The 25,518-nt window shown below is 73.4% G+C and carries 26 protein-coding genes; 12 read left to right on the top strand and 14 right to left on the bottom strand.

Going from position 1 to position 25,518, the window contains the following annotated elements; translation table 11 throughout:
* The first annotated feature begins 5 nt into the window (after positions 1-5).
* On the top strand, positions 6-170 hold the full coding sequence (locus tag Dsi01nite_RS18985) for a hypothetical protein (RefSeq protein ID WP_203847520.1): 165 nt from the start codon (positions 6-8) through the stop codon (positions 168-170).
* 54 nt (positions 171-224) lie between these two features.
* Here the strand turns inward: Dsi01nite_RS18985 and Dsi01nite_RS18980 are convergent, their stop codons facing one another.
* Complete coding sequence (locus Dsi01nite_RS18980) at positions 225-1,250, bottom strand: hypothetical protein (RefSeq protein WP_203847519.1); 1,026 nt, start codon at positions 1,248-1,250, stop codon at positions 225-227.
* Positions 1,251-1,319: 69 nt separating this feature from the next.
* Here Dsi01nite_RS18980 and Dsi01nite_RS18975 point away from each other — a divergent pair, with 69 nt between their 5' ends.
* Positions 1,320-1,718: a RidA family protein gene (locus Dsi01nite_RS18975; RefSeq protein WP_203847518.1), complete on the top strand. Its 399-nt coding sequence runs from the start codon at positions 1,320-1,322 to the stop codon at positions 1,716-1,718.
* Between the two features lie 141 nt (positions 1,719-1,859).
* Here the strand turns inward: Dsi01nite_RS18975 and Dsi01nite_RS18970 are convergent, their stop codons facing one another.
* Positions 1,860-3,638 (bottom strand): WD40 repeat domain-containing protein, encoded by a 1,779-nt coding sequence (locus Dsi01nite_RS18970; RefSeq protein ID WP_203847517.1) that lies wholly within the window; start codon positions 3,636-3,638, stop codon positions 1,860-1,862.
* Positions 3,639-5,099: an alpha/beta fold hydrolase gene (locus Dsi01nite_RS18965; protein WP_203847516.1), complete on the bottom strand. Its 1,461-nt coding sequence runs from the start codon at positions 5,097-5,099 to the stop codon at positions 3,639-3,641.
* Between the two features lie 136 nt (positions 5,100-5,235).
* Here Dsi01nite_RS18965 and Dsi01nite_RS18960 point away from each other — a divergent pair, with 136 nt between their 5' ends.
* The 4 genes from Dsi01nite_RS18960 to Dsi01nite_RS18945 all read left to right on the top strand — a co-directional run bounded on the left by Dsi01nite_RS18960 (position 5,236) and on the right by Dsi01nite_RS18945 (position 10,271).
* Positions 5,236-5,784 carry a TetR/AcrR family transcriptional regulator gene (locus tag Dsi01nite_RS18960; protein WP_203847515.1) on the top strand — a complete coding sequence of 183 codons (549 nt, stop codon included), beginning with the start codon at positions 5,236-5,238 and terminating at the stop codon, positions 5,782-5,784.
* Positions 5,785-5,926: 142 nt separating this feature from the next.
* The gene (locus Dsi01nite_RS18955; protein WP_203847514.1) at positions 5,927-8,131 is read left to right on the top strand and encodes an MMPL family transporter; all 2,205 of its coding nucleotides are present in this window, start codon (positions 5,927-5,929) and stop codon (positions 8,129-8,131) included.
* Between the two features lie 134 nt (positions 8,132-8,265).
* Positions 8,266-9,597 (top strand): TrkH family potassium uptake protein, encoded by a 1,332-nt coding sequence (locus Dsi01nite_RS18950; RefSeq protein ID WP_203847513.1) that lies wholly within the window; start codon positions 8,266-8,268, stop codon positions 9,595-9,597.
* A gap of 20 nt (positions 9,598-9,617) precedes the next feature.
* On the top strand, positions 9,618-10,271 hold the full coding sequence (locus Dsi01nite_RS18945) for a potassium channel family protein (RefSeq protein WP_203847512.1): 654 nt from the start codon (positions 9,618-9,620) through the stop codon (positions 10,269-10,271).
* A 23-nt stretch (positions 10,272-10,294) separates the two neighbouring features.
* On the opposite strand, the gene Dsi01nite_RS18940 is transcribed toward Dsi01nite_RS18945, so the two are convergent.
* Together Dsi01nite_RS18940 and Dsi01nite_RS18935 are read right to left on the bottom strand one after the other, a co-directional pair.
* A complete protein-coding gene (locus Dsi01nite_RS18940) occupies positions 10,295-10,594 on the bottom strand; it encodes a hypothetical protein (protein ID WP_203847511.1) in 300 nt (99 codons plus the stop codon).
* A gap of 64 nt (positions 10,595-10,658) precedes the next feature.
* Complete coding sequence (locus tag Dsi01nite_RS18935; protein ID WP_203847510.1) at positions 10,659-11,249, bottom strand: DoxX family membrane protein; 591 nt, start codon at positions 11,247-11,249, stop codon at positions 10,659-10,661.
* Between the two features lie 178 nt (positions 11,250-11,427).
* On the opposite strand from Dsi01nite_RS18935, the gene Dsi01nite_RS18930 reads away from it, so the two are divergent.
* Positions 11,428-11,892: a chemotaxis protein CheX gene (locus Dsi01nite_RS18930; RefSeq protein WP_203847509.1), complete on the top strand. Its 465-nt coding sequence runs from the start codon at positions 11,428-11,430 to the stop codon at positions 11,890-11,892.
* Here Dsi01nite_RS18930 and Dsi01nite_RS18925 read toward each other — a convergent pair.
* Positions 11,889-12,443, bottom strand: coding sequence for a TetR/AcrR family transcriptional regulator (locus Dsi01nite_RS18925; protein WP_203847508.1), 555 nt, complete (start codon positions 12,441-12,443; stop codon positions 11,889-11,891). The two genes, Dsi01nite_RS18930 and Dsi01nite_RS18925, sit on opposite strands and share 4 nt — an antisense overlap.
* A gap of 60 nt (positions 12,444-12,503) precedes the next feature.
* Here Dsi01nite_RS18925 and Dsi01nite_RS18920 point away from each other — a divergent pair, with 60 nt between their 5' ends.
* The 3 genes from Dsi01nite_RS18920 (at position 12,504) to Dsi01nite_RS18910 (ending at position 14,577) form a co-directional block, all read left to right on the top strand.
* Positions 12,504-13,139 (top strand): FMN-dependent NADH-azoreductase, encoded by a 636-nt coding sequence (locus Dsi01nite_RS18920; protein ID WP_203847507.1) that lies wholly within the window; start codon positions 12,504-12,506, stop codon positions 13,137-13,139.
* A gap of 85 nt (positions 13,140-13,224) precedes the next feature.
* Complete coding sequence (locus tag Dsi01nite_RS18915) at positions 13,225-13,545, top strand: DMT family transporter (RefSeq protein ID WP_203847506.1); 321 nt, start codon at positions 13,225-13,227, stop codon at positions 13,543-13,545.
* Between the two features lie 51 nt (positions 13,546-13,596).
* Positions 13,597-14,577 (top strand): Acg family FMN-binding oxidoreductase, encoded by a 981-nt coding sequence (locus tag Dsi01nite_RS18910; RefSeq protein WP_203847505.1) that lies wholly within the window; start codon positions 13,597-13,599, stop codon positions 14,575-14,577.
* Positions 14,578-14,632: 55 nt separating this feature from the next.
* Here Dsi01nite_RS18910 and Dsi01nite_RS18905 read toward each other — a convergent pair whose 3' ends face one another.
* The 4 genes from Dsi01nite_RS18905 to Dsi01nite_RS18890 all read right to left on the bottom strand — a co-directional run bounded on the left by Dsi01nite_RS18905 (position 14,633) and on the right by Dsi01nite_RS18890 (position 18,674).
* Positions 14,633-16,243 (bottom strand): sensor histidine kinase, encoded by a 1,611-nt coding sequence (locus Dsi01nite_RS18905; RefSeq protein WP_203847538.1) that lies wholly within the window; start codon positions 16,241-16,243, stop codon positions 14,633-14,635.
* Between the two features lie 127 nt (positions 16,244-16,370).
* On the bottom strand, positions 16,371-17,006 hold the full coding sequence (locus tag Dsi01nite_RS18900; protein ID WP_203847504.1) for a response regulator: 636 nt from the start codon (positions 17,004-17,006) through the stop codon (positions 16,371-16,373).
* Positions 17,007-17,135: 129 nt separating this feature from the next.
* Complete coding sequence (locus Dsi01nite_RS18895; protein ID WP_203847503.1) at positions 17,136-17,972, bottom strand: universal stress protein; 837 nt, start codon at positions 17,970-17,972, stop codon at positions 17,136-17,138.
* Between the two features lie 69 nt (positions 17,973-18,041).
* A complete protein-coding gene (locus Dsi01nite_RS18890) occupies positions 18,042-18,674 on the bottom strand; it encodes a hypothetical protein (RefSeq protein ID WP_203847502.1) in 633 nt (210 codons plus the stop codon).
* A gap of 182 nt (positions 18,675-18,856) precedes the next feature.
* On the opposite strand from Dsi01nite_RS18890, the gene Dsi01nite_RS18885 reads away from it, so the two are divergent.
* Complete coding sequence (locus Dsi01nite_RS18885) at positions 18,857-19,345, top strand: sensor histidine kinase (protein ID WP_203847501.1); 489 nt, start codon at positions 18,857-18,859, stop codon at positions 19,343-19,345.
* 9 nt (positions 19,346-19,354) lie between these two features.
* Here Dsi01nite_RS18885 and Dsi01nite_RS18880 read toward each other — a convergent pair whose 3' ends face one another.
* The 3 genes from Dsi01nite_RS18880 to Dsi01nite_RS18870 form a co-directional block, all read right to left on the bottom strand.
* The gene (locus Dsi01nite_RS18880) at positions 19,355-21,586 is read right to left on the bottom strand and encodes a molybdopterin oxidoreductase family protein (protein ID WP_203847500.1); all 2,232 of its coding nucleotides are present in this window, start codon (positions 21,584-21,586) and stop codon (positions 19,355-19,357) included.
* A 157-nt stretch (positions 21,587-21,743) separates the two neighbouring features.
* Positions 21,744-23,348, bottom strand: coding sequence for an ABC transporter permease (locus Dsi01nite_RS18875; RefSeq protein WP_203847499.1), 1,605 nt, complete (start codon positions 23,346-23,348; stop codon positions 21,744-21,746).
* Positions 23,345-24,238 (bottom strand): ABC transporter ATP-binding protein, encoded by an 894-nt coding sequence (locus Dsi01nite_RS18870; RefSeq protein WP_203847498.1) that lies wholly within the window; start codon positions 24,236-24,238, stop codon positions 23,345-23,347. The genes Dsi01nite_RS18875 and Dsi01nite_RS18870 overlap by 4 nt, the downstream gene beginning before the upstream one ends.
* Positions 24,239-24,297: 59 nt before the next feature.
* Between Dsi01nite_RS18870 and Dsi01nite_RS18865 the strand changes: the two genes are divergently transcribed.
* Positions 24,298-24,855 carry a GbsR/MarR family transcriptional regulator gene (locus tag Dsi01nite_RS18865; protein WP_239135994.1) on the top strand — a complete coding sequence of 186 codons (558 nt, stop codon included), beginning with the start codon at positions 24,298-24,300 and terminating at the stop codon, positions 24,853-24,855.
* 18 nt (positions 24,856-24,873) lie between these two features.
* Here Dsi01nite_RS18865 and Dsi01nite_RS18860 read toward each other — a convergent pair whose 3' ends face one another.
* A complete protein-coding gene (locus tag Dsi01nite_RS18860) occupies positions 24,874-25,515 on the bottom strand; it encodes a hypothetical protein (protein WP_203847497.1) in 642 nt (213 codons plus the stop codon).
* Between the last annotated feature and the right edge of the window lie 3 nt (positions 25,516-25,518).

Below are 25,518 nucleotides of genomic sequence, written 5' to 3'. Positions count from 1 at the left end.
CGGCCATGGCTGCGGGACCGGAGTTCGTGGAGCCGGTGCGGGGGCGCGGCAGGAAGATCCTCCTGTTCGGGCTGCTCGCGCTGATGGCCACGGTCACCGCGTTGGTGGTCACGTTCGTGGTCTTCGTCGCGCCGGCGGCCGGTGCCGCCGGCGGTTGCGGCGGAGGCTGAGGTCACGCCGATCCGGCCGGGGACGCCATTTGCGTCTCCGGCCGGGTGCTGAGGTCACGCCGATCTGGCCGGGGACGCCGTCGCGTCTCCGGCCGGGTCCGGTCTCGGCAGCAGGTAGGGCAGCCGCTCGGTCAGGAACCGGCGCGGGAACGCGTCCCGGAGCCGCCACAGCCCCGCGTCGACGACGAAGTGCGCCATCAGCAGCCCGGTGTACGCGCCGAACACCGCCCGCGCCGCGGTGCCACCGCCGTGCAGGTGCGAGGCGGCGTTGAGGGCCAGCCCGCCGAGCAGCGCGACGTTGACCAGCACGGCCAGGCTCACCACCGGCCCGAGCCCCGGCCGCGGCGCCCCGGCGACCAGCCCGACGATGAGCAGGTACTGGTACCCGTGCGCGATCGTGAGCCCGGCGACGGCGGCGTAGGGCGAGTCGAACAGGAACACCGGGCCGAAGAACAGCAGCGAGATCAGGTACACCGCGACGTACTGGACCGGCCGCGACGCGGGCGGCCGCTCCCGCAGCACCACCACACCCGCGACGACGGCGAGCACGAACGCGACCGCGGCGGCCGGGAACAGCCAGCCGGTCCGCGGGTCGACGGCGAGCTGCAACAGCTCCGGCCGGACCAGCAGCCCGGCGATCCCCGCCCCACCGGCGGCGACGATGGCCAGGCGCTCCCTCGGCCGGACCGACCCGACCCCGTGCGCGACCCCGGCCAGCGCGGCCATGCCGAGGTTCTGCTTCTGGAAGTGGAAGAACTGCCACGCGAAGAACGCCAGCAGCGGCCAGACGAACAGCCGCTCGGGCAGCACCGCGGCGACCGCGGCCGTGCCCACGACCAGGCCGATCGGCGCCCACACGTAACGCCCCTGATGCGCGGCGGCGTGCCGGCGCACCTCGGGCACGCTGAAGAACCACCCGGTCGCCGCCACGTGCACCGACGATCCGACGAACAGCAGCCACTGCAGGGCCCGCCCGGGCGGCGCGTCACCGGGCGGGGCGAGCGCGACCGTCACCGCGACCGCGCCCACGGTCAGCGCGATCGTGCCGAGGAGCCACACACGCCGCAGCGAGCCCGTCACACCGCGAGGATAGCGAGGCCCCGCGAATTCGGTGGCACCGCTGGTGGCGGCCCTGGCACAGTCCGCGTCATGCCCGTGGAACTGATCCGTGCCGCCCGCCTGACCGACGCCGTCCCGTATGCCTACGCCTCGGTGGTCCCCGCCGGCGCCCGGCTGATCCACACCGCCGGCGCGTGCCCGGTCGACGAGCACGACCGGCTGGTGGCGCCCGGAGACATCGCCGGGCAGGCCCGGCAGGTCATGGACAACCTCGAGGTGGCGCTGCGGGCGGCCGGGGCCGGGTTGACCGACGTGGTGCGCACGACCGTCTACGTCGCCAGCACGGACCAGGCCGACCTCGTCACCGCCTGGAACGTGGTGCGGGCCCGGTTCGGCGACCACGACGCGCCGAGCACGTTGCTCGGCGTCACGGTGCTCGGCTACCAGGGCCAGCTCGTCGAGGTCGACGCCGTCGCCGTCGCCCCGTGAACGGGTAACCTGCTCGCGTCCACCGGTCGTTCCACGGTGCCGCGTTGAACACGTCGACGAACACCTCGACGATCGATGGCAGGAGCGCAGGCTCCCAACCCACGATCGTCCCGGCCACAGGACCATCCACCCCTGTCGTGTTCAGTACGGGTACTCCGCGCAGATGCGCTCCACCTCGGCCATCGCCCAGCGGATGTTGCCGCGTTCGTCGTCGCGGAACCGGGCGAGGGCGGGGATCGCCGCCCGGACCGCGGCGACCTCGTCCGGCTTCCTGGTCCGGTGCCTGGTGTCGGCGATGTCGGCGATGACCATCAGCACGAGGTTCTGCGCCTTGGCGTCGGGCAGCAGCATGAGCTCGACCAGGAACGGCACCGCGGGTGGCGCGGCCGACAGCCGGCTGGAGCGGGACACCAGCAGCTTGTAGAGCTGCTTCGCCGCGTCGAGGGCGGTCTCCTCGTCGTCGGAGGCGGCCTGCGCCATCAGCCGTGGCACCGCGTGCGCGGGGCCCTGCGTCGACCACAGCTTCCCCCAGTCGATCTCGGCGAGCCGGCGTTGCAGGTCGCGGGTCGGCCACAACCGGTCCAGGTCGAGCTGGAGGGTGGCGGTGCCGGCCGGGATGCGGACCGACATCACCGCCGAGCCGTCGACGGTGATGGCCTCGATGCCGGTGCCGAGGCGCAGGTCGGCGGTGGCGCCGGTGGTGCGGTCCCAGGCGCGGACCAGGCCGTCCTCCCACGCCGCGAACAGCGCCGGGCCGGTGCTGAGCTCGGCGGCGGCCAGAGCGGTCACCGGAGCGGGACGCCGGTCCAGCGGCGTCCGGCGCGGCGTGCCGTCGACCGGCCAGGAGCGCAGCACACCGTCGGCGTCGCCGCTCACCACGGTGTGGCCGCCGCCGGGCTGCCGCGCGAGGGCCACGGCGGTGACGGGCGCCCGGTGCAGCACCTGGTGCCGGGCCACGGTCCCGCCGTCCACCGCACCCGGTGCAGACGCACTGTCCAGACCGTCCGGAGTGGACACGCCGTCCGGAGTGGACACGCCGTCCGGAGTGGACACGCCGTCCACAAAGGACGCAACCCGCCACCGGCCGCGCCGGTCGGCCTCGCCGGCGGCCAGGGTCGCGGCCCGCAGCCGCAGCCGGCGCAGCGGCTGGAACGACGGCGCCGTCACGGCCTTGTCGTCCCAGGCGAGGCCGAGGGACTCGGCGACCGCGGTCAGCGCATCGCGGTTGCGGGCCCGGATCACCACCGGGTGCGCGGCGCCCGACCCGCGGCCGTGGCTGACGAGCGCGTCCGGTGCGCCGTGCAGCACCGCGTCGACGCCCATCTCCTGCCACGGCGGCAGGCCGAGCTCCGGGCACTGCTCCCGCAGCCGCTGCACCACGTCGGCGCCGGCCGCGTCGGGTCCGAAGGTCAGGCTCCAGCCGTACGCCGCGGGCAGCCGGTCGAGCGTGAGGTGCAGCAGGAACTCCGAGATCGAGCGGTTCTGCAGCACCCACTCGCCGCCGCGGTCCACCAGCACCCGCGGGTCCGGCAGGTGCGCCTCGGCGGCCAGGTAGCCCCACGTGTTGGAGTAGTGGTACTCGGACATGAACCCGCACACCCGCCGGTCGTCGCCCGCCGCGGTGAACGGGTTCCGCTCCGGCAGCTCACCGGCCACCGCCGGCGGCCACTGCGAGTGGGTCCAGTACAGCCGCGGGTTGAACAGGAACGAGTTGACGGGTCGCTGCCACCACTCGTCGAGCGCCGAGGGGACCGGGAGGGCGGGGTCGACCTCGCCGGCCAGGTTCTCGCCGCCCTCGCGGGAGTGTGCCGGGTCGCCGCCGGGGTCCTGGAATCCCCACTCCGCGTGGATCTCGTCCAGCAGTGACCACTGGTCGGCCTGCTGGGCGAGCCGTTCGGCGAACGTGGCGTAGTTGATCATTCAGTACCCTACCGTGAACCGCTGCCGGACGAACGAGCCCTGCTCGACCGCGTCGATGACCGCGGCGGCGTAGTCGCCGACCGTGACCCGGGACTCGCCGGCGTCGTCGGTCAGCGGGGTGTCCCGCGCCTGCGCGCGGTAGCGGCCGGTCTTGTCGCCCGGCACCAGGTGCACCGGCGGCGGGCTCACGTAGGACCAGTCGACGGGGGTCTGCGCCGTGCGCAACAGGTCCAGCGCGGCCGCCTGGTCGAGCGCGGTTTCGCGGTACACCTGCGGAAAACGGGGCGAGTCGACGAATCGCTCACCACTGGGGGCGAGCAGGCTGCCCCCGCCGCCCAGGAAGACGAGCCGGCCCACCCCGGCCGCGGGCAGCGCCGCGAGCACGGCGGCGACGGCGCGCGGGACCAGGTGGTCGGGGCCCTTGACGGCGACGACCACCGCGTCGTGACCGGCGACGGCGTCCTTGACCGAGGCCGCGTCGGTGACGTCGACGTCGGCGCTGCCGAGCGCGGTGACCCGGTGGGCCCGGTCCAGCGCCTCGCGGGACACCGCGCCGCCGAGGTTGCCGGTCGCGCCGATCACGGCGATGCGCAGGGTGCGCGGCGCCCAGGTGCGGTCGACGAAGTCGGCGAGCAGCGGCGCGATCTGCGGCAGGCACTCCTCGAGGGCGAAGTGCCCGGTGTCCAGGACGTGCAGCTCGGCGTCGGGGAGGTCACGCAGGTAGGCGTGGGCGCCGGCCTCCGGGAAGAACGGGTCGTTGCGGCCCCACACGATCAGCGCCGGCGGCCGGTGCTCGGCCAGCCACTGCTGCCACACCGGATACTGCGCGACGTTGGTGTGGTAGTCCAGCGCGAGGGCGACCTGCGCCTCCTTGCGGCCCGGCAGGTCCAGGAAGTGCTGGTCGAGGGTCCAGCCGTCCGGTGCGACCAGGGCCGGGTCGCCGGTGCCGCCCTCGTACTGGTCGCGGGTCACCGGCAGGACCAGGATCTCCCGGACCCGCTCCTCGGCGCCGGCGACGCCCGGACGGTTGGCGATCATGCCGCGGGCCAGGTCGGAGAGTCCCTCCTCGTAGGCGTTCGCGTTCTGCACGACGAGACCCGCGACGGCGGCCGGGCGCCGCATGGCCAGCCGCAGGCCGACCGGTCCGCCGAAGTCGAAGGTGTACAGCACGAAGCGGTCGAGCCCGATCGCGTCGACGAAGCCCTCGACGACGTCGGTGAGGCGCTCGAACGTGTAGGTGAACCCGTCGGGGACCTCGGTATGGCCGAAGCCCGGGTAGTCGGGGGCGATCAGGCGGAACCGGGTGCCGAGCGCGTCGATGAGCCGGCGGAACTGGTGTGACGCCGAGGGGAAGCCGTGCAGGAGCAGCAGGACAGGCGCGTCGGAAGGACCGGCCTCGCGGTAGAAGACGCGGACGTCCCCGACCTGCGCGAACCGGTGTGAGACGCGAGGGATCTCCATGGAACGCACCTCTTAACGAGAAGGATCTTGCGTTAGCATGGGTATCGTGGCAGAGGATGACGCCCTAATGCAAGGTGATTCTCGTTTAGGTGGGTCGGTACGCCCCGGCGGGCGCACCGCACGCACCCGCGCCGCCGTGTTCGACGCCGCCATTGCCGAGCTGGGCGAGAAGGGCTTCGCCGGCACCAACCTCGAGAAGATCGCCGGCCGGGCCGGCGTCGCGCTGTCCACCCTGTATCGCCGCTGGGGCAACCTGACCGGCCTGCTCCAGGACCTCGTCGACGAGCTCACCCTGGACCTGTCCCCGCCGGACACCGGCTCCCTCGACGGTGACCTCGCCGCCCTCGGCCGGCTCATCCTCCAGCTGCACCGCCACCCGGTGCACCGGCCGTGGATGGACGCCGTGACCGCCGCCGCCGTGCACGACCCGGCCGCCCGCGCGGTGCTGTCGCGCACCATCATGGCCCGGATCCAGCGCGCCGCCGGCGTCGTCGAGGCGGCGGCCGCCCGCGGCGAGATCCCGGTGGACACCGACGCCGCCGACGTGATCCGCATGCTCGCCGCGCCCTTCTACTACCGGATGTACGTCAGCGGCGAACCCCTCACCGACGACCTGCCGGAGCGGGTCGCGGGCGCGGTCGCCGCCGCCGTGCGCGCCGGCACCCTGCGCCGGACCACGCCGTGACCTGCGCCCGGGCCGGGGCCGGGCGGGCAGCCCCACCGGCCCGGTAGGGCTGCCCCTACCAAGGGTGAGCGGGGTCGCCTCACCGCAGGTCAGCGGGCCCACCGGATCGATACCGCCGGTTGGCGAAAATAGCGTTCCTGGCATGGAATCCAGGGAGAACGTGAAAGGCATCGCGGCGCGGATCGCGGTGTGGAGCGCCCGCCATCGCGCGCTCGCCATTCTCGGCTGGCTGGTCTTCGTCATCGGCGTGACCGTCCTCAGCGGCCAGGCCGGCATGGTCGAGGCCGGCAGCGGCGACTTCGGCAACGGCGAGTCCGGCCGCGCCGACCGGATCGTCGAGCAGGCCGGCTTCCCCGAGCAGGGCGCCGGCGAGATGGTCATCGTCACCTCGAAGACCGCCACGGTGGACAGCCCGCCGGTGCAGGCGGCGATCGCCGAGGTCACCAGGGCCGTGCACGACACCGGCGCGACCGAGCCGGTGTCGGCGCCGCTGACCTCCGAGGACGGGAGGTCGGCGCTGCTCACGTTCGCCGTGCGCGGCGACCCCGAGACCGCCAAGGACCGCATCCAGCCGGTCCTGGCCGCCGTCGCGGCGGTCCAGCGGGCGCACCCGGACCTCTACATCGCCGAGGCCGGCGACGCCAGCGGCGACAAGCTGATCGGCGACGAGCTGGACGAGGGCCTGAACCGGCTGTCGCTGCTGTCGATCCCGGTCACCCTCGGCATCCTGCTGGTCGCCTTCGGCGCGATCGTCGCGGCGCTGCTGCCGGTCGGGCTCGCCGTCACCGCCGTCGTCGGCGCCGTCGGCCTGCTCGCCTACGCCAGCCACCTGGCGCCCGCCGTCGACACCACCATGCACGTCATGCTGCTCGTCGGGCTCGCCGTCGGCGTCGACTACTGCCTGTTCTACATCCGCCGCGAGCGCGACGAGCGCCGCAACGGCGCCGACGCGCACCGGGCCCTGGTCATCGCCGCGCAGACGTCCGGCCGGTCGATCTGGGTCTCCGGGCTGACCGTCATCGTCGCCATGGCCGGCATGTTCCTCACCCGCGACACCACGTTCGTCAGCTTCGCGATCGGCACCATCCTCGTCGTCGCGACCGCGGTCCTCGGCTCGCTGACCGTCCTGCCGGCGCTGCTGTCCGCGCTCGGCGACCGGGTCGACCTCGGCCGCATCCCCGGCCTGTACCGCAAGCGGGCCGGCGGCGGCCGGGTGTGGAGCGCGTTCCTGCGCCTCGTGCTGAAGCGGCCGCTCATCTCCGCGGTCCTCGCCGTCGCGGCCCTCGGCGCGCTCGCCGCGCCCGCCCTGGACCTGCGCACCAAGGGCGAGGGCGTGGAGGACCTGTCCCCGAGCGCGCCGATCACCCAGGCGTTCCTCGCCATCCAGGCGGCGTTCCCCGGCGGCACCGGGCCGGCCGTGGTCGTCGTCAAGGCACCCGCCGTCAGCGGTCCCGGCTGGGACGGCGCGGTCGCGGAGTTCAAGCGGCAGGCCCTGGCCACCGGACAGCTGCACGAGCCGGTCACCGTCGAGGTGAACCCGTCCGGCACGGTCGCCATGATCAGCGTCGGTCTCTCCGGTACGGGCAGCGACCGCGCCTCCGAGGACGCCCTGGCGGCCCTGCGCCGCACCGTCATCCCCGCCACGCTCGGCGGATATCCGGGCGCCTGGGTCGGCGTCACCGGCGACACCGCGGGCTCCAAGGACTTCAACGACCAGCTCGCCGACTCCATGCCGCTGGTCTTCGGGTTCGTCCTCGGCCTGGCCTTCCTGCTGCTGCTGGTGTCGTTCCGCTCGGTCGTCGTGGCGGTCACCGGCGTCGTGCTCAACCTGCTGTCGGTCGCCGCGGCCTACGGGATGCTGGTCTTCGTCTTCCAGTACGGCCACTTCGAGTCACTGCTGGACTTCCGCGCCGCGGACGGCATCACCAACTGGATGCCGCTGTTCCTGTTCGTGATCCTGTTCGGCCTGTCGATGGACTACCACGTGTTCGTGGTCAGCCGGATCCGTGAGGGCCACGACCGCGGGCTGCCGACGCGGCAGGCGGTCACCGAGGGCATCACCGCCACGGCCGGGGTCATCACCAGCGCGGCCGCGGTCATGGTGGCGGTGTTCGCCCTGTTCGCCACGCTGCCGCTGGTCTCCACCAAGGAGCTCGGCGTCGGCCTGGCCGCGGCGGTCCTGCTCGACGCGACGATCGTCCGCGCGGTGCTGCTGCCGGCGACCATGGCGCTGCTCGGCGAGCGGAACTGGTGGCTGCCCCGCTGGCTGAACTGGCTGCCGCAGGTGTCCCACGACGTGCCCGCCGGCCCGTCGGCGGACCGGGAGCTGGCCGCGACCAGATTCTGACGGGGGAACTGACGGGGGAACTGACGGGGGAATTGACGGGGGAATTGACGGGGGAACAAGTGCGGCGGCCATCCGGGTCGCCGCACCTGTCGTTGCCCGGCTTCTCTTGCGACACGGGCCTTAGGATCTTCCGCATGTTGCGTGCCCTGCGGCACCCCACCCGACTGCTGCCGGCGGCGTTCCTCGCCGCGCTGCTGGTCGGCACCGGTCTGCTCATGCTCCCGGCCGCCCGCGCCACCGGCGAGCCGGCCCCGCCGCTGGTCGCGTTGTTCACCGCCGCCTCGTCGGTGTTCATCACCGGCATGAGCACGGTCGACCCCGCGACGTACTGGTCCCCGGCCGGCCAGGGCATCATCCTCGGCCTCATCCAGGTCGGCGGGTTCGGCATCATGACGTTCGCGACCGTCCTGGGCCTGATGGTGTCCCGCCGGCTGGCCCTGCGCACCCGGCTCGTCGCGCAGGCCGAGACCCGGTCGCTGAACCTCGGCGAGGTGCGGGCGCTGCTGCTGCGGGTCCTCGCCATGATGGTGGGCTTCGAGCTGGTCGTCGCGGCCGTGCTGACCACCAGGTTCCGCATCGCCTACGACGACTCGTTCGGCACCGCCCTGTGGCACGGGGTGTTCCACGCGGTCAGCGCGTTCAACAACGCCGGCTTCTCGCTGTACTCCGACAGCTTCATGGGATTCGTCGGCGACCCGTGGATCTGCGGCACCGTGGCGGTCGCCGTCATCCTCGGCGGCCTCGGCTTCCCCGTGATGCTGGAGCTGTACCGGGAGTGGCGCAAGCCACGGTACTGGTCGATCCACACCCGGCTCACCGTGTGGGGATCGGTGATCCTGCTGCTCATCGGTACCGTCGCGATCACCGCCTTCGAATGGTCCAACCCGGCCACGCTCGGCCCGCTCAACTGGCGGGAGAGCCTCGTCGGCGGGACGTTCAGCGGCGTCACCCCCCGCACCGCCGGCTTCAACAGCATCGACTACGGCGCCGCCCGGCCCGAGACGCTCGCCCTCACCAACGTGCTCATGTTCATCGGCGGCGGCAGCGCCGGCACCTCCGGCGGTATCAAGGTCACCACGTTCTTCCTGCTCGCGTTCGTCATCTGGGCCGAGGTCCGGGGCGAGGACGACGTCAACGTCGGCGCCCGCCGCGTGCCGGCGCAGGCCGTGCGCCAGGCGGTCACCGTCGCGCTGCTCGGCGTCGGCACGGTCGCGCTCGGGACGCTGGTCCTGCTGCTCGTCACCGACTTCCCGTTCGACCGGGTCCTCTTCGAGGCGACCGCCGCGTTCTCCACCACCGGCCTGTCGACCGGCATCACCGGCTCCCTGCCGGCGTCGGGCCAGCTGGCGCTCGTCGCGCTGATGTTCATCGGCAGGGTCGGTACCATCACGGTGGCCTCCGCGATCGCCCTGCGACACCGGAAGCTGCGCTACCGCAGGCCCGAGGAGCGACCGATCATCGGGTGACCTTTCCGGCAGGAGCAACGATGACCAAGAGCGGTGTGGTGGTGATCGGCCTCGGCCGCTTCGGCGGGCAGGTCGCCGAGTCCCTGACCGAGCTCGGCCACGAGGTCCTCGGCATCGACGAGAACGCCGAGATCGTCCAGAAGCTCTCCGACGTGCTCACCCACGTCGTGCAGGCCGACTCGACCGACGAGGAGGCGCTGCGCCAGATCGGCGTCACCGAGTTCAACCGCGCCGTTGTGGGCATCGGCACCGACATCGAGGCCAGCGTCCTGACCGTGCTGGCGCTCACCGAGCTCGGCGTCGGCGAGATCTGGGCCAAGGCGATCTCCGCCAAGCACGGCCGCATCCTGGAGCGCGTCGGCGCCCGCCACGTCGTCTTCCCCGAGTCCGACATGGGCGTCCGCGTCGCCCACCTGGTCACCGGCCAGCTGCTGGACTTCATCGAGCTCGACGACGGCTATGCGATCGCGAAGGTCTGCCCGCCCGACGAGCTGATCGGCCGGACCCTGACCCAGCTGGGCCTGCGGACCAGGCACGGCGTCACCGTGGTCGCGGTCAAACGCGCCGGCAAGGAGGCCGAGACGGCCCTGCCGGACACCGTCATCGAGCGCGGCGACACCCTGATCGTGTCGGGCCCGACGAAGAAGGTCGAGCAGTTCGGCGAGCGACCGTAGTGCGGCGGTGCCAGTTTCGTGATCTACGCCGTGAGTTGGTCGAGCCAGGCCCGCGTCGTGGTGGCCGCGTGCAGTGGGTCGTCCGTGACGATCCGCTGGTCGGCCTCGATGATGAACGGTGGCTGTCCGTGGGGTGCGGTGTCGATCTGCACCAGGTCGGGCCGGGGTGAGACGCCGAGGAAGTAGACGTTGTCGTCGTCGCTGGGATGCGTGACATCCAGTCGTTCGATCAGCAGATGCGGGATGTTCTGGCGGAGGTTGTCGAAGACCTCGTCGATGGGGCCGCCGGTCCGCTCGGTGGGCTGCCAGTTACGACCTCGCATGGGGCGAGTATGCACCGCCGCGGGCCCGGGACGGATGGTCCCGGGCCCGCGGCCTGCGATGTGGTCAGATGAGCCAGCGGTGGCGCTGGACGAAGGGCAGCTTGGCCCAGCGGCGGCCGAGGCCCCAGGTGTGCCCGGCGTACGCCGCGGCGAGGACCACCAGCACGACCGCGTAGATCAGGTGGTAGTCGGTCAGCGGGTTGGTGGAGCCGCTCGCCGCGCCGGTCGCGGTGTGCTGCGCGATCGGGAACTCGGCGAACCACATCAGACCCATGATGAGCGCGCCCGACGCGGCCGCGGCGCGCAGGCCGACCCCGGCGATCAGGGCCAGGCCGACGCCGAGCATGCCGAGCATGAAGAGCCAGTTCGCCCACCAGGTGCCGGCCATGGCGTGGAACGCGGACTGGAGCGGGCCGACGTCGACCGAGCTGAGGAAGCCCTTGGTGGGTGACCCGCCGTGGATCCACGCCTTCGCCGACGGCGTCGAATACCCGAGGCCGAAGGTCTTGTCCAGGAACGCCCACAGGAACACCGCGCCGGTCGCGAGGCGCAGGACCGCGAGGCCCTTCGCGGCGGTCCGGGTGAGCATGGCGCCCGGGGCTTCGACGCGTTCGAGGTGGCTGGCAGGGGTGTGGTGGACGGGCACGGCGCTCATTGTGGGCCTCCAGTCGGTTTCCTTGACGACCTCAGTGTTGTCGGCGCCGGCGGGGGTACGCCGGTGCCGAAGCTCCCGGATCCACCGGGCCGAAAGGCCCGGAGTTGCTCAACCCGGGCCCGCGCCGGTCGATTGGCAACCGGGGTGGGACGGCGGGCCCGGGCCGAGAGGGGTTTCGGTGGATCCGGAGACGTCCCTGTCCGAGGACGACCTGCGCGGCATCGTGTGGCAGGTCTGGACGGCCTACCTGCACTGCACGCCGGAGGTCGAGGGCAGTCCGGAGCCGATGCCGGACACCGCGGACGTCACTGCGAGCGTCGGTGTCGCCGGCGCGTGGAACGGCCTGGCCGTGATCCGGTGCGGGCTGCCGGCGGCGGGTCAGATGGCCGGCGCGATGCTCGACATCGACCCGGTGGGCGCGAACGCCGACGACTGCGCCGACGCCCTCGGCGAGCTGGTGAACATCCTGGCCGGCAACGTGAAGAGCCTGCTGCCCAAGCCGAGCCACCTCTCGCTGCCCCAGGTGGTGGTGGGCCGGGCCAAGGTGGTGTGGCCGGGCACGACATCGCTGCACACGCTGCGGGTGACCCGCAACGACGAGCCGGCCGTGCTGACGATCCTGCGGGGCGAGGACAGGCGCTAAAGCACCCGGCGGGCGAGGTCGCCGAGCGTCTCGCGGATCTGCGCGGGCGGGTGTTCGAGCACCTCGCGCTGGTAGCGGTACAGGTCGGGAGCGAGGGGGGCGAGCAGCACGTCGGCGAGCACCTCGGGCCGCGGTGTGCCCGCCTCGCGCAGCAGCGACAGCACGTGCGCGCGCCAGAACCCGTAGGCGCCGGTCCGGTAGCGCGACTGGCCGATCTCGGTGCCGAGCACCAGGTGCACGTGCTGCTCCAGGAGGTCCACCAGTGCCGCGTAGAACGCCGTGAGCCGCTCGGCCGGCGGGGCGCCGGGCCCCAGCGGTGGCGGTCCGGACAGCATCCTGGCCTGCAGCGCCCGCTCGTGCTCGTCGAGCAGCGCCACGGCGATCGAGGCACGGTCGGGATAGCGGCGGTACAGCGTCGCCCGCCCGACGCCGGCCGCCTGCGCGATGTCGTCCATGGTGACCTGATCCGCGCCCCTGGTGGCGAACAGCTCCTGCGCCGCGGCGAGGACCCGGGCCCGGTTGCGGGCCGCGTCCGTCCGCTCGACCGCCATGCGCCCACGGTACCGTCGGCGAAGTGGACATGGTGTCCACTTCGGCGCTAGTGTTGCGGCGTGACGAAGCCGCACCTGCTGCACCTCGATGCCAGCGCCCGCCGCAACGGGCACTCCCGCACGCTCAGCGCCCGGTATGCCGGGGCCTGGCGGGCCGGGCACCCCGACGGCCGGTACACCTACCGCGACCTGGTGGCGGCGCCCGTGCCGTTCATCGACGAGGCGTGGACCGAGATCTGCGACCACGCGCTCGCCAACGGCATCACCGACCCCCGGCGGCTGCCGGAAGGGGTGCGGACGCCGGCGCAGCGGGCCGCCTGGGCGGTCGTCGAGCCGCTGCTGGCCGAGCTGCTCAGCGCCGACGAGCTGCTGATCGGCGTGCCGATGTACAACTACGGCGTGCCGGCCTGCCTCAAGGCGTGGATCGACCAGGTCACGTTCCCGCGGGCCCGCCTCGACGTCCGGGTCGTCGTCGCCGCGGCGCGCGGCGGCACCTACGCGCCCGGCACCCCGCGCGAACCCGTGGACCATCAGGAGCGCTACCTGCGCGACTTCTTCGCCGGGCACTTCGGCGTCCAGGACGTGACCGTGATCGCCGTGGAGCTGACCAACGCCCTCGTCGACCCCTGGCTGTCCGATGCCCGCCCGGCGCACGAGGAGTCCTACGCGGCCGCCCTCGCAGCGGTGGCGGTATGAGCGGGCCGGAGCGCAGCGGAGGCGCCGCGAATCATGGGCTCAGCATTGGCTCAGGCCGACGCCGGAGCGTAGCGGAGGTGGCGGCATGAGCTGGGTGATCCTGTGCCTGGCGGGGCTGGTGGAGATCGCGTGGTCGCAGAGCATCAAGCCGACCCAGAACTTCACCCGGCCCGGCCCGACCGCACTGTGCGTGGTCCTCGGCGTCGGCGCGGTCTACCTGCTGTCCCGGGCGATGCAGACGTTGCCGGTCGGCACCGCCTACGCCGTGTTCACCGGCATCGGTGCCATCGGTGCCATCGTCCTGGGCGTCGTCGTCCACCATGACCCGATGTCCGCCCTGCGGCTCCTCGCCGTCTCGCTCATCGTCGCCGGGCTCCTGCTGGCCCGCATCGCGACCCCGGCATGAGGGACCTTCGGCCCTGTCCGGCGCCGGGACCGCGGGGGAAGCGTGGAAGGCATGACAGCCACCGGGACCTGGGATCAGGACACGTTCGCCGCGGCGGTCGGCGAGGCGGTGCTGGCGCCGTCGATCCACAACAGCCAGCCGTGGCGGTTCCGCCGCACCGTGCACGGCATCGAGGTGCGGGTCGACCGGGACCGGGTGCTGCCGGTCTGTGACCCGGACGGCCGGGCGGCGCGGGTGTCGTGCGGCGCCGCCGCCACCAACCTGGCCCTGGCGCTCGCGGTCACCGGCCGGCCGGCCGCCTGCGCGGCCGGCCCCGGCGTGGTGCGCCTGGCCCCGGACGAGGCGAGGGCGGCCACCCCGCTGGAGCGCCGTCTGCACCGCCAGATCCCGCTCCGCCACACGAACCGCGCGCCGTTCGTCCAGGCCCGCGTCGACCCCGGCGTGCTGGCCAGGCTGGCGGAGGCGGTGGCGGCCGGCGGCGGCTGGCTGGACTTCGCCGGGGATGAGGCGACGCTGGCCGTGCTGGCGTCGCTCACCCGCCAGGCCGACGCGCGGCTGGCCGCGGATCCCCGCTACGTGGCCGAGCTGCGTGCCTGGAGCCGGTCCGCGGACCTGGCCGTCGAGGGTGTCGGCCGGTCGGCGGCCGGTGCCGCCCCGCACCCGGAGGAGCTGATGCCCCGCCGCGACTTCGGCGGCCCGGACCTGGCCGTCACCCATGATCCGACGCGGAGTCCGGCGGTCGCCGTGTTCGGGGTCCATGGCGACCACGCCGCCGACGAGGTGCGGGCCGGGCTGGTGCTGCAGCACCTGCTGCTGCTCGCCGCCGACCTCGGGCTGTCCACGGCGATGTACTCCCAGCCGATCGAGGTGCCGGCGGTGCGGGAGCAGCTGCGGCGCGCCGTGCACCGCCTGTTCGACCCGCAGCTCGTGCTGCGCTTCGGCTACGCGCCCGCCACCGGCGCCACGAACCGTCGGCCCGTGGCCGACGTCATGGAGGTCGACCCGGCACTCACCGCGGGACGCGCCGGCTGACGGTCGACCCGGGCGTTCACAGCGGGACGCGCCGGCTGACGGTCGACCCGGGCGTTCACAGCGGGACGTTCCAGCTGACGACGGTGCCGGCGGTGCTGGACTCCACGGTGCAGACGCCGTCGAGGTCGACGGCCCGGGCCCGCATGTTCGGCAGCCCCTGACCGGACGGCCCGGCGGCGGCCGCGATGCCGCGCCCGTCGTCGCGGACCGCCAGCGACAGCCGGCCCTGCACGATCGCGACAGTGATGGTCACGGCCCCGGCCTGGGCGTGCTTGGCGACGTTGCTCAGCGCCTCGCGGAGCACTGCGAGCAGGGCGGTGCGCTGCGCGTCCGGCACGGCGGTGTCGACCGGACCGTCGATGCGCAGCGCGGGCCGGAAGCCGAGCGGCTCGCGGGCCTCGTCGACGAGGTCGCGGATCTCGGTGCGGAAGCTGTGCTGGGCCGGGCCGCGCAGTTCGAAGATGGCGCCGCGGATGTCGCGGATGGTGGTGTCGAGGTCGTTGACGACCCGTTCGATGCGGGTCTGCACGTCGGGCTGGCCGGACAGCCTGGTCGCGCCCTGCAGCTGCATCCCGGCCGCGAACAGCCGCTGGATGACGACGTCGTGCAGGTCGCGGGCGATGCGTTCGCGGTCGCCGACGACGGCGAGCATCTCCCGCTCGTCCTGCGCGCGGGCCCGCTCCAGGGCCAGGGCCGCCTGCCCGGCGAAGGTCTCCACCATCGCCAGTTCGAGGCCCTCGGCGATCGGGACGCTGTCTTTGCGGTACGCGACCACGAGCACGCCGAGCGCGACGCCGCCGACGGCGAGCGGGACGAGCAGGGCCGTGCCGGTCGACAGCGGGGCCGGCCAGTCCGCCGCCGTCGCGAGGTCGGTGACCACGGACAGCTGCTGGCGGCCGAGCACCTCGGTGAACTCGCTGCCGTCGACGGCGACCGACCAGCCGGCGGCGTCGCCGGGCCCGCCGACGGACACCTCGACCGTCAGGCGCCCACCGCTCGTGTTGCCGCCGGTTTCGTCGGCCAGCAGGACCATGGCCAGGTCGGCGCCGGCCACGTCGCGGGCCCGGGTCGCGACGAATTCCAGCGCCTCGGTGCGGCGGACCTCGCCGAGCAGCACCGAGGTGATCTCGGCGGCGGCCATCAGCCAGCGCTGCCGCCGCTCGGCCTGGGCGTAGAGGCGGGCGTTGTCGATCGCCGCGCCGGCCGCGACGGACAGCGCGGAGACGAGGTCCTCGTCGTCCTGGGTGAACTGCTCGCCACCGGACTTCTCGGCCAGGTACAGGTTGCCGAACACCTGGTCGCGGATGCGCACCGGGACGCCCAGGAAGCTGTGCATCGGCGGGTGGTTGGGCGGGAACCCGTACGCGCGGGGATGCTGCGTGATGTCATGCAGCCGGATCGGTCGGGGCTCCTCGATGAGCAGCCCGAGCACCCCGTGGCCGCGCGGCAGGTCGCCGATGTCGGCCCGCTCCTGGGCGGTGACGCCGTGGTTGATGAACTCGATGAGCATCCGGTCGGGGCCGATCACGCCCAGCGCCCCGTAGCGCGCGTCGGCGAGCCGGCACGCGGCCTGCACGATGCGTTCGAGGGTGCTGTGCAGGTCGAGGTCGGAGCCGATCCCGACGACCGCGTCCAGCAGCGCCCGCAGCCGCTCCCGGCTGGTCATGACCGCGCCGACCCGGGCGAGCAGCTCCTGCAGCAGCGCGTCGAGGTCGACCCGGGACAGCGACGGCAGCGGCAGCGACGGTTGCCAGTCGGCCTGATCGTCGGTCACGACGTGATCGTATGCGGTTTCAGCGCTTGTTGAGCAGGCGGGACGCGAGGACGGCGGCCTGGGTGCGCCGCTCCAGGCCGAGCTTGGCCAGGAGGCTGGAGACGTAGTTCTTGACGGTCTTCTCGGCCAGGAACATCCGCTCGGCGATCTCCCGGTTCGTCAGGCCCTCGGCGACGAGCAGCAGGATCTTGCGCTCCTGCTCGGTGAGGTCCTTGAGCTCGTCGGGCTGCTCGGGACCCTTGCGGATGCGGTCCAGGACGCGGGCGGTGACCGCCGGGTCCAGCAGCGACTGGCCGGCGGCGACGCGGCGGATCGCGTCGACGAGGTCGGTGCCGTGGATCTGCTTGAGCACGTAGCCGGACGCGCCGGCCATGATGGCGGCGAACAGCGCCTCGTCGTCGTCGTACGACGTCAGGATCAGCGCCTTGATGGACGGGTCGACGGACCGGACGTCGCGGCAGACGTCGATGCCGCTGCCGTCGGGCAGCCGGCCGTCGAGGACGGCGACGTCGGGCCGCAGCGCCGGGATGCGGTGGGTGGCGTCCACGGCGGATCCCGACTCGCCGACGACCTCGATGTCGCCCTCGCGCTCCAGCATCTCCCGGAGCCCGAAGCGGACGACCTCGTGGTCGTCGAGCAGGTAAACCCGAATCATAGGTTCCTTCTTACTGGAGCCCGCCACCGCCGCCAAGCCGAACGGGCGATGTCGGGCCCAAGGTCCCGGCGGTTCGGGACCTCGGACCCGCGCCGTTCGACTTCGGTGATGACGGGGTGCCGGGGCGGGTCAGCTGTGCCGAACGACGAGCACCGGGATGTCGGCGTGTTCGAGGACGTGGGCGGTGACCGGGCCGAGCCGGGGACCGCCGAATCCCGCCTGGGCGCTGCCGCCGAGCACGACCATCAGCGCGTCGCGTGCCTCGTCCAGCAGCGCCTGCACCGGCGCGCCGTGGACGACTCTGGCGATCAGCTGCACGGCCGGGTCCTTGGCCCGCAGGGGTTCGAGGTCGGCGGCGAGGTCGGCGGCGACCCGGGCCGGGTCGGTCCGCCGGGCGAGCCGGGTCGCCGGGCTCTGCCACGCCCGGACCGCGACCAGCGGGACCTTGCGCGCGGACGCCTCCCGGAACGCCAGTTCGAGCGCCTGCTGGCCGCCGAGGGACCCGTCGGCGCCGACGACGACCGGCCGGTGCGACGGCAGGACGCTCTCCGGGCCGGCCCAGCGCTCGGCGTGGTGCACCACCAGGACCGGGCAGTGCGCGTCACCGGCCAGGTGGACGCCGACGGAGCCGGCGACCAGCGTGTGGAACCCGCCGTGGCCGTGGCTGCCGACGACGACGAGGTCGGCCTGCCGGGACTGTTCGCACAGCACCTGCTCCGGCTGGCCGTGCCAGGTCGAGGTCGTCACCGGCAGGCCCGGGCACCAGCGGCGGGCCTCCATCGCGGTCTCCAGCACCAAACCCTGATCGTCGAACGTCTCCTGGAGCGGGCCGGGGACCCCGAGGGCGTGCGTGATGCGCAGCGGTCGGCCGAGGCGCACCGCGGCGTCGGCGGCCCAGCGGACCGCGCCGAACGCGGCCGGCGAGCCGTCGATGCCCACGATCACCGGCCGATGGATGTTGGTCATGACGGCCTCCTTCGCGGCATGACGGGCTGTCCACTCCACGGTCGCGCGCCGGGACCCACATGGGAAGGGTCAGGCGGTCACGAGGCCGGTGGTCTCGGGGACCGCGAAGCCCCTGGTGGCCGGGGTGATCGCGGCGTGGACGAGGCCGGCCGCGCCGAGCAGCAGGAGCAGGCCCGCGGCGAGGTACGCGACGAGCGCCGCCTGCCCGGCCTTCGCGCCGAACTCGCTGAAGCCGTAGGAGGTGAGCAGCAGCCCGCGCAGCGTCTCGCCCTTGAAGACGGTCTCCCGGGCGGTGGTGGCGTCGGTGAGCTGCTGCTGCAGGCCGGCCACGGCGGGGTCGTCCTTGGGTAGGGCGGCGATCTTCGCGCGCAGGTCGGTCTGGACGTCGCCGAGCTGGGCGTAGGTCTTGCCGCCGGCGATGGACTTGAGGTGCAGGCCGATGAACTCGTTGGCGTAGCACTCGGCCTGCTTGCCGGTGGTCAGCTGCTGCCCGGCGTACCTGACCAGGCACGCCGACCGCTGCTCCTCGGCGGTCATGGTGGCCGCGGGTTTGAAGGAGATCTGCTGCTGGGCGAGCTGGCTTCGGACGTAGTCGTTGGCGAAGTCCGCGTTGCTGGTGAGCACGATGCCGGCGATGAGCAGGAGCCCGGCGAGGACGACGCCGCCGAGACCGAACAGGATGTCGAGGGTCTTGCGTTTCATGGTGGCCTCCGGGGTCGTGGGGTGGTGCCCTCAGGCTGCCGCCCGGCCCGCACCGCGGATCAGTGCGCAACGACCCCCGTCGAAGGGACCTCCGGCCCGTAACGCGGACGGCCGGGGGTGCGCTCCTTGAGGCGTGCGGATGCCGGTGCGAGCGCGCAACCGGATCATGGAAGGGTGTAGCCGTGGGGAAGATCAACCTGGGATCCGACGCGGCAGCCGCGCGCCGTGAACGCGAGTCCGAACTGCGCAACACCCTGCGGTCCCTGTGCGACGTGGCCCTCGCCGCGGGGCCGGGGACACCGGCGCAGTTCGCGCTCGGCCCGGCGGTGCACCGGCTCGCCGCGGTCATGCCGTTGCCGGTGCTCGTGGACGTGGAGGAGCTGCCGCTCGCCCCGGCGGTGGCCTCGACGGCGTACGCGACGATCTGCGAGGCGCTCGGCAACGTGGTCGGGCACGCCGGTGCGCGGCAGGCGACCGTCACGGTGCGCCGGCACGGGCCGACCGTGCAGGTCGTGGTCGCCGACGACGGCGCCGGCGGGGCCGGACCGGTCCTGGGTGGCGGCATCGTCACGCTCGCCGCGCGGGCGGCCGTGCTCGGCGGCCTGCTGCACGTCGACAGCCCGTCCGGCAGCGGCACCCACCTCGCGCTGGAGCTGCCCTCCGGGGCGTGAAGCCGGCGGTCAGGTGGTCGGAACGACGGTCACCGGGATGCCGTTGAGGACGCTGTTGCCCGACAGCGGGTCGATGGCCCGGTCGTCGGTGAGGATGTTGCTGTTGACGCCGGGACGGGCGGCCGCGACCGTCGTCCGGGTGCCCGGCGCGTCGTGACCCCAGCCGTGCGGGAGGCTCACCACGCCAGGCATCACCGTGTCGGTGATCTCGACGGCCACGGTGAGCGTGCCGACCCGGGAGGCGACGGTCGCCCGGCCACCGTCGGCGAGGTGCAGCGCCGCCGCGTCGCTCGGGTGGACCTGCAGCGTGCACCGGTCGCGGCCCTTCATCAGTGCCGGCACGTTGTGCATCCAGCTGTTGTTGGAGCGCAGGTGCCGCCGGCCGACGAGGACCAGGCCGTCGCTGGGCCGGTCGAGGGCGGCCCGCAGCCGGGCGACGTCGGCGGCGACGGGTTCGGCGCACAGCTCGACCTGCCCGCTGGGGGTGCGCAGCACCTCGGGGATGCGCGGGCGCAGCGGCCCGAGGTCCAGGCCGTGCGGGTGGTCGAGGAGCTTGCGCAGCGTCAGCCCGTCGGGGTCGGCGCCGAAGCCGTCGCCGTAGGCGCCGAGCCGCAGCCGGGCGTCCAGGAGCCGCTCGGCCGGCCCGTCGCCGTCGACGAGGGCCCGCAGGTCGGCCGCGGTCCGGCCGGCGACGGGGGAGTCCGGGTCGGTGGCGGCCCGCTGCAGCACCTGGGTCAGCAGAAGCTCGTGGCCGACGGCGACATCCTCGAAGCGCTGCCCGGCGGCGATGAGGGTGAGGCGGGCCAGGATGTCGCTCTCGTCCATGCCGCCGGGGTCCTTCGGCAGCACGGGCGGGGAGTAGGCGGCCATGTTGTGCACGACCAGGGTCAGGAACGCGAAGTCGTAGTGGCCGACGCGGGCGGGGTCGGTCGGCGGCAGGATCACGTCGGCGTGCCGGGTGGTCTCGTTGAGATACGGGTCGACGCTGACCATGAACTCGAGCCCGGTCAGGGCCTCGTCGAGCCGGCCGCTGTTGGGCGTGGACAGCACCGGGTTGCCGGCGACGGTGACGAGGGCCCGGACCTGCCCGTCGCCGGGGGTGGTGATCTCGTCGGCGAGGGTGGCGACCGGCAGCTCGCCCTTGACCTCCGGCAGGCCGCGCACCCGGCTGGTCCACCGCCCGACGCGGAACCCCTTACCGCCCGGTGCGGCGGCCGGGCGGGCGTGCGGGGCGAGGGGGAACATGACCCCGCCGGGCCGGTCCAGGTTGCCGGTGAGCACGTTGACGACGTCGACCAACCAGCTGGTCAGGGTGCCGAACTCCACGGCGCAGGTGCCGATCCGCCCGTAGACCGCGGCGGCGGGTGCGGCCGCGAGCTCCCGGGCGAGCCGGCGGATGTCGGCGGCCGGCACCCCGCACGCCGCGCCGACCTGCTCGGGCGTGAAGTCCTTGGCGAGGACCGCGACCGCATCGACGCCGCGGACGTGCCCGTCGAGGTGGTCCAGCGCGACGAGCTGCTCGTCGAACAGGGTGTGGACGAGCCCGAAGAGCAGCAGCGCGTCGCCGCCCGGCCGGATGAAGACGTGTTCGTCGGCGATGGCGGCGGTGCGGGTCCGCCGCGGGTCGATCACCACGATCCGCCCGCCGCGGGCCTGGACGGCGGCGAGCCGGCCCGGGAAGTCCGGGGCGGTGCACAGGCTGCCGTTGGACTCCAGGGGGTTGGCGCCGATCAGGACGATCAGGTCCGTGCGGTCGACGTCGGGCACCGGGATCGCGTCGGGGTTGCCGTACAGGTAACCGCACGAGACGTGTTTGGGCATCTGGTCGACGGTGCTGGCGGAGAACACGTTGCGGCTGCCGACGGCCTTGACGAGGGGGCCGCCGTAGAGCGGCCCCGCCATCGTGTGCACATTGGGGTTGCCCAGGTAGACGGCGACGGCGTCCCGGCCGTGCCGGGTGACCACGCCGGTCAGCCCGGCCTCGACCGCGGCGAACGCCTCGTCCCAGGTGACCTCGTGGTGCTCGCCGTCGGCGCCGCGCAGCAACGGCCGGCGCAGCCGGTCCGGGTCGTGCACCAGCTGCCCGAACGTCGCGCCCTTCGGGCAGATGAAGCCGGCGCTGAGGACGTGGTCGCGATCGCCGCGGGCCGCGGTGATCCTGTCCCCGGTGACGGTGAGCTCGAGACCGCAGACGGCCTCGCACAGCGGGCAGGTCCGGTAGGCCGTGCGGGTCGCGTCCATCGTTGCCTCACCGTCGTTGGTCGAGGAACTCGTCGTCGTCAGCTTGGTCCGTGGGACGCCGTCCCAGCAACCCGTCACGGCTCGTGGTCCCGGCGACCGTCACGGCGCGCGGTCCCGGCGACCGTCACGTTCGCGGTCCCGGCGACCTGGGTCACCGTTACGTGACCGGGACGCTGCGCCGGCGGAAGCCGGCCAGACCGGCGACCACCAGGACGATGGCGATGACGGTGAGGACCAGCAGCGGCACCACGGTCACCGGCCCGCCCGGGACGCGCGGGATGTGGGTGAACGGGGACACGTCCAGCAACGCCTGGCTCAGCTGCAACGCCGCGCCGATCTGGCCCAGGACCACGCACACCGACAGCGCCGCCCAGCCGATCGCCGGTGCCCGCCGCGGCGTCAGCCCGAAGACGGCCACGGTGAGCGCCGCGAGGACCCAGATCGCGGGCAGCTGCACCAGCGCACCGCCCAGCACCCGGGGAACCTCACGGCCGATGTCGCCGGTGGTCGCGCCGTAGAACAGCCCCGCGGCGAGACCGGTGACGAGCATGACGACGGTCGGGCCGAGGAACGCGAAGACCAGGTGGCTGGCGGCCCACCGCAGCCGGCTCACCCCGGTGGCCAGCAGCGCCTCGCTGCGCAGCGCGGCCTCCTCGGTGCGCATCCGCAGCGCGGCGGAGATCCCGTAGGCGGCGACGGCGATGGCGCCGAGGCCGAGCGTGCCGGCGAGGAACACGTCGGCCGCGCCGGACCGGCCGCCGATGCGTTGCATGATCTGGGTGAGCTCCTCGTTGTCCGCGAGGAGGTCGGCCGAGGTCTTGGCGACCCCGCCGAACAGCAGCCCGCCGACGACGCCGAGGCCCACGAGCCAGCCGTAGAGCGACCCGCGGTGCAGCCGCCACGCGAGGGCCAGGGGGCTGGACAGGCTCGGGGCGGCGGACGCCGGGCCGAGGCGCGGCGGCAGCAGCCCGGCGCCGACGTCGCGGCGCGCGGACAGGCGCAGCGCGAGCACGGTGACCGCCGCGGTGGCGACGGCGATCACGCCGAACACCCACCAGTGGTCGCCCGCATAGGCGTGCACGTTGTAGATCCAGCCGAGCGGCGAGACCCAGGTCAGCCAGGACAGGCCGGTGGTGACGTCGCCGGCGCCGCGCAGCCCGAACGCCACGCCGAGCGCCGCGATGCCGATGCCCCTGGCCGCGCCGGCGCCCTCGCTGAGCTGCGCGGTCACCGCGCCGATGGCGCCGAACAGGATGCCGGCGGCAGCCCAGGCCAGGCCCATGGCGAAGGCCCCCGCGGCCGGGGTGTCCTGGCTCATCATGCCGAGCGCGACGAGCACCCCGACGATCAGGCTCGCGCCGGCCATGGTGACGAGGGCCGCGGCGACGGCGGCGTGCCGGCCGACCACGGTGGCGCCGAGCAGCTCGCGGCGCCCGGCCTCTTCTTCGACCCGGGTGTGCCGGATGACGAACAGCACCCCGATCAGCGCCATGATCACCATGCCGGTGGCGGACCGCCAGAAGATCAGTGCGCCGAGGTTCGGGTCGGTGGGCTTCGTGCCGTAGAAGAGCAGCAGCAGTGGGCTGGAGCCGAGGTCGTCGATGTAGCCCTGCCGCTCGGCGTCGGTCTTGTACAGCGTCGCCGTGCCGGAGGCGAGGGACAGCGGCAGCACGGCCAGGAACAGCATCCAGATCGGCAGCAGCACCCGGTCGCGGCGCACGATCAGCCGAGCGAGGGATCCGGTGCCGGTGAAGGCGGTCACTTGGCCGGCTCCGTCTCGTAGTGGCGCAGGAACAGCTCCTCCAGCGTCGGCGGCTGGCTGACCAGGCTGCGCACGCCGTGCGACGTCAGCTGCCGCAGCACGGTGTCGAGCTGGGCCGAGTCCACCTGCAGGCGCACCTGGTTGGCTTCGACGTGCAGGTCGTGCACGCCCGGCAGGCTCGCGAGCCCGTTCGGCGGGGTGCTCAGCTCGGCCGAGATGAACGTGCGGGTCAGGTGCCGCAGCTGGGTGAGGGTCCCGGTCTCCACGGTGCGGCCCTGCCGGATGATGCTGACCCGGTCGCAGAGCGCCTCGACCTCCGACAGGATGTGGCTGGACAGCAGCACGGTCCGGCCGCGGCCCTTCTCCTCCGCGATGACCTGCCGGAACACCTCCTCCATCAGCGGGTCGAGGCCGGAGGTCGGCTCGTCGAGCAGCAGCAGCTCGACGTCGGAGGCGAGCGCGGCGATGAGCCCGACCTTCTGCCGGTTGCCCTTGGAGTAGGCCCGGCCCTTCTTGCGCGGGTCGAGGTCGAAGCGCTCCAGCAGCTCGTTGCGGCGGGCCGGGTTCAGGCCGCCGCGGAGCCGGCCGAGCAGGTCGATCACCTCGCCGCCGGACAGGTTGGGCCAGAGCGTGACGTCGCCCGGCACGTAGGCCAGGCGGCGGTGCAGCGAGACGGCGTCGTGCCACGGGTCGCCGTCCAGCAGGCGCACGGTCCCGCCGTCGGCGCGCTGCAGCCCGAGCAGGATCCGGATGGTGGTGGTCTTGCCTGCCCCGTTGGGACCGAGGAACCCGTGGACCTCGCCCTGCGCGACGGTCAGGTCGAGACCGTCCAGCGCTGTGGTCTGCCCGAACCGCTTGACCAGCCCGGCGACCGAAATGGAATTTTCCATGGTTCAGACGCTACACTTGTTTCACACATGTGTGAAAGTACGTGTTGGACAATTGAGGGATGGAACACCGGATGGCCCAGCGGCGGCAGCGGGACGAGGCGGCGTTACGCGCCTTCGTCGAGGACATGGCCAGGCTTCTCGGCGACTGGGGTTTCCCGCGCATGGCCGGCCGGGTGGTCTTCACGCTCATGGCCGCCGATGAGCGCTCCCTGAGCGCCGGTGAGCTCGCCGACCGCCTGAGCGCCAGCCCCGCCGCGATCTCCGGCGCCGTGCGCTACCTGGGTCACCTCGGCATGGTCAACCGCGAGCACGTCCCCGGGTCGCGGCGGGACCGCTACCGGCTCGTCGACGACTCCTGGTATGAGGTGACCGTCGCCAAGATGACGCTGCTCAAGACCCTCGCCGACGCGGCGGCCCAGGGCGCCGAGGCGGCCGGCGGGGCCGGCACCGTCGCCGGATCGCGGCTGGCCGACATGCGCGACTTCTACAACTGGGTCCAGGAGAGCATGCCGACCCTGCTGGACCAGTGGGCCGAGCTCAAGGCCGCCAAGGCCGGTCAGCCCCCGCCGGACCCCATCGGCCCGGCCGTCGCGGATCCCGCCGTGCGCCCCTGGTGATCGCGGCGAGGCTCGCCGCTACGCCGGGGGGAGGGCCTGCGGGCCCGGCGGGCCGCCGAGCATCCGCTGGTGGCGGGTCGCCTCGAGGACCGCGTGGGCCAGCGGGGCGAGGGCCGGAAGGTGCAGCCCGGCGGGGCCGTAGACCAGCCGGGCGATGCTCACCGCGAACCACGGCGCCGCCGGGCCGTGCAGCATGACGGGGTCGCCGACCTCGTAGCGCAGCACGAACAGCCACTGCGCCACGTCGCCCTGAAACTCCACGACACCCTGGTGCCAGAAGCTCAGCCACTGCCCGCGGTAGTCGCAGAGCAGGCGCTGGTTGGTGAGGATGGTCCGGACGGTCGCCTGGTCGCGCCACTGATGGGCGGCCTGCGCCTGCGCGCGCTGCCGCGCTGAGGAGTTCGCGATCGCGTTCGCGGCCAGCCCGGCGGCCACGAACGTCGCGGAACCGAACAGGAAGGTGCTGCTCTGCCGGTACGTCGCCGTGGTCCCGTAGAAGCGGGCATAGCCGAGCAGGGCGTCGCCGTACGCCACCTCGTCCGGGTTCAGCCGGACCGCGCCCGGCGGCAGCGCGGTGAGGTCGCCGCCGCCGTGGAGGTACCCGTACAACTGGCAGGCGCTGTCCCAGCCCGCCCGCAGCGCGACCTGCCGTCCGTCCATCCC

Origin of the sequence: Dactylosporangium siamense (assembly GCF_016862795.1) — a bacterium.
Taxonomy (GTDB): Bacteria; Actinomycetota; Actinomycetes; order Mycobacteriales; family Micromonosporaceae; genus Dactylosporangium; species Dactylosporangium siamense.
This window is presented reverse-complemented; position numbering and strand designations above follow the sequence as displayed.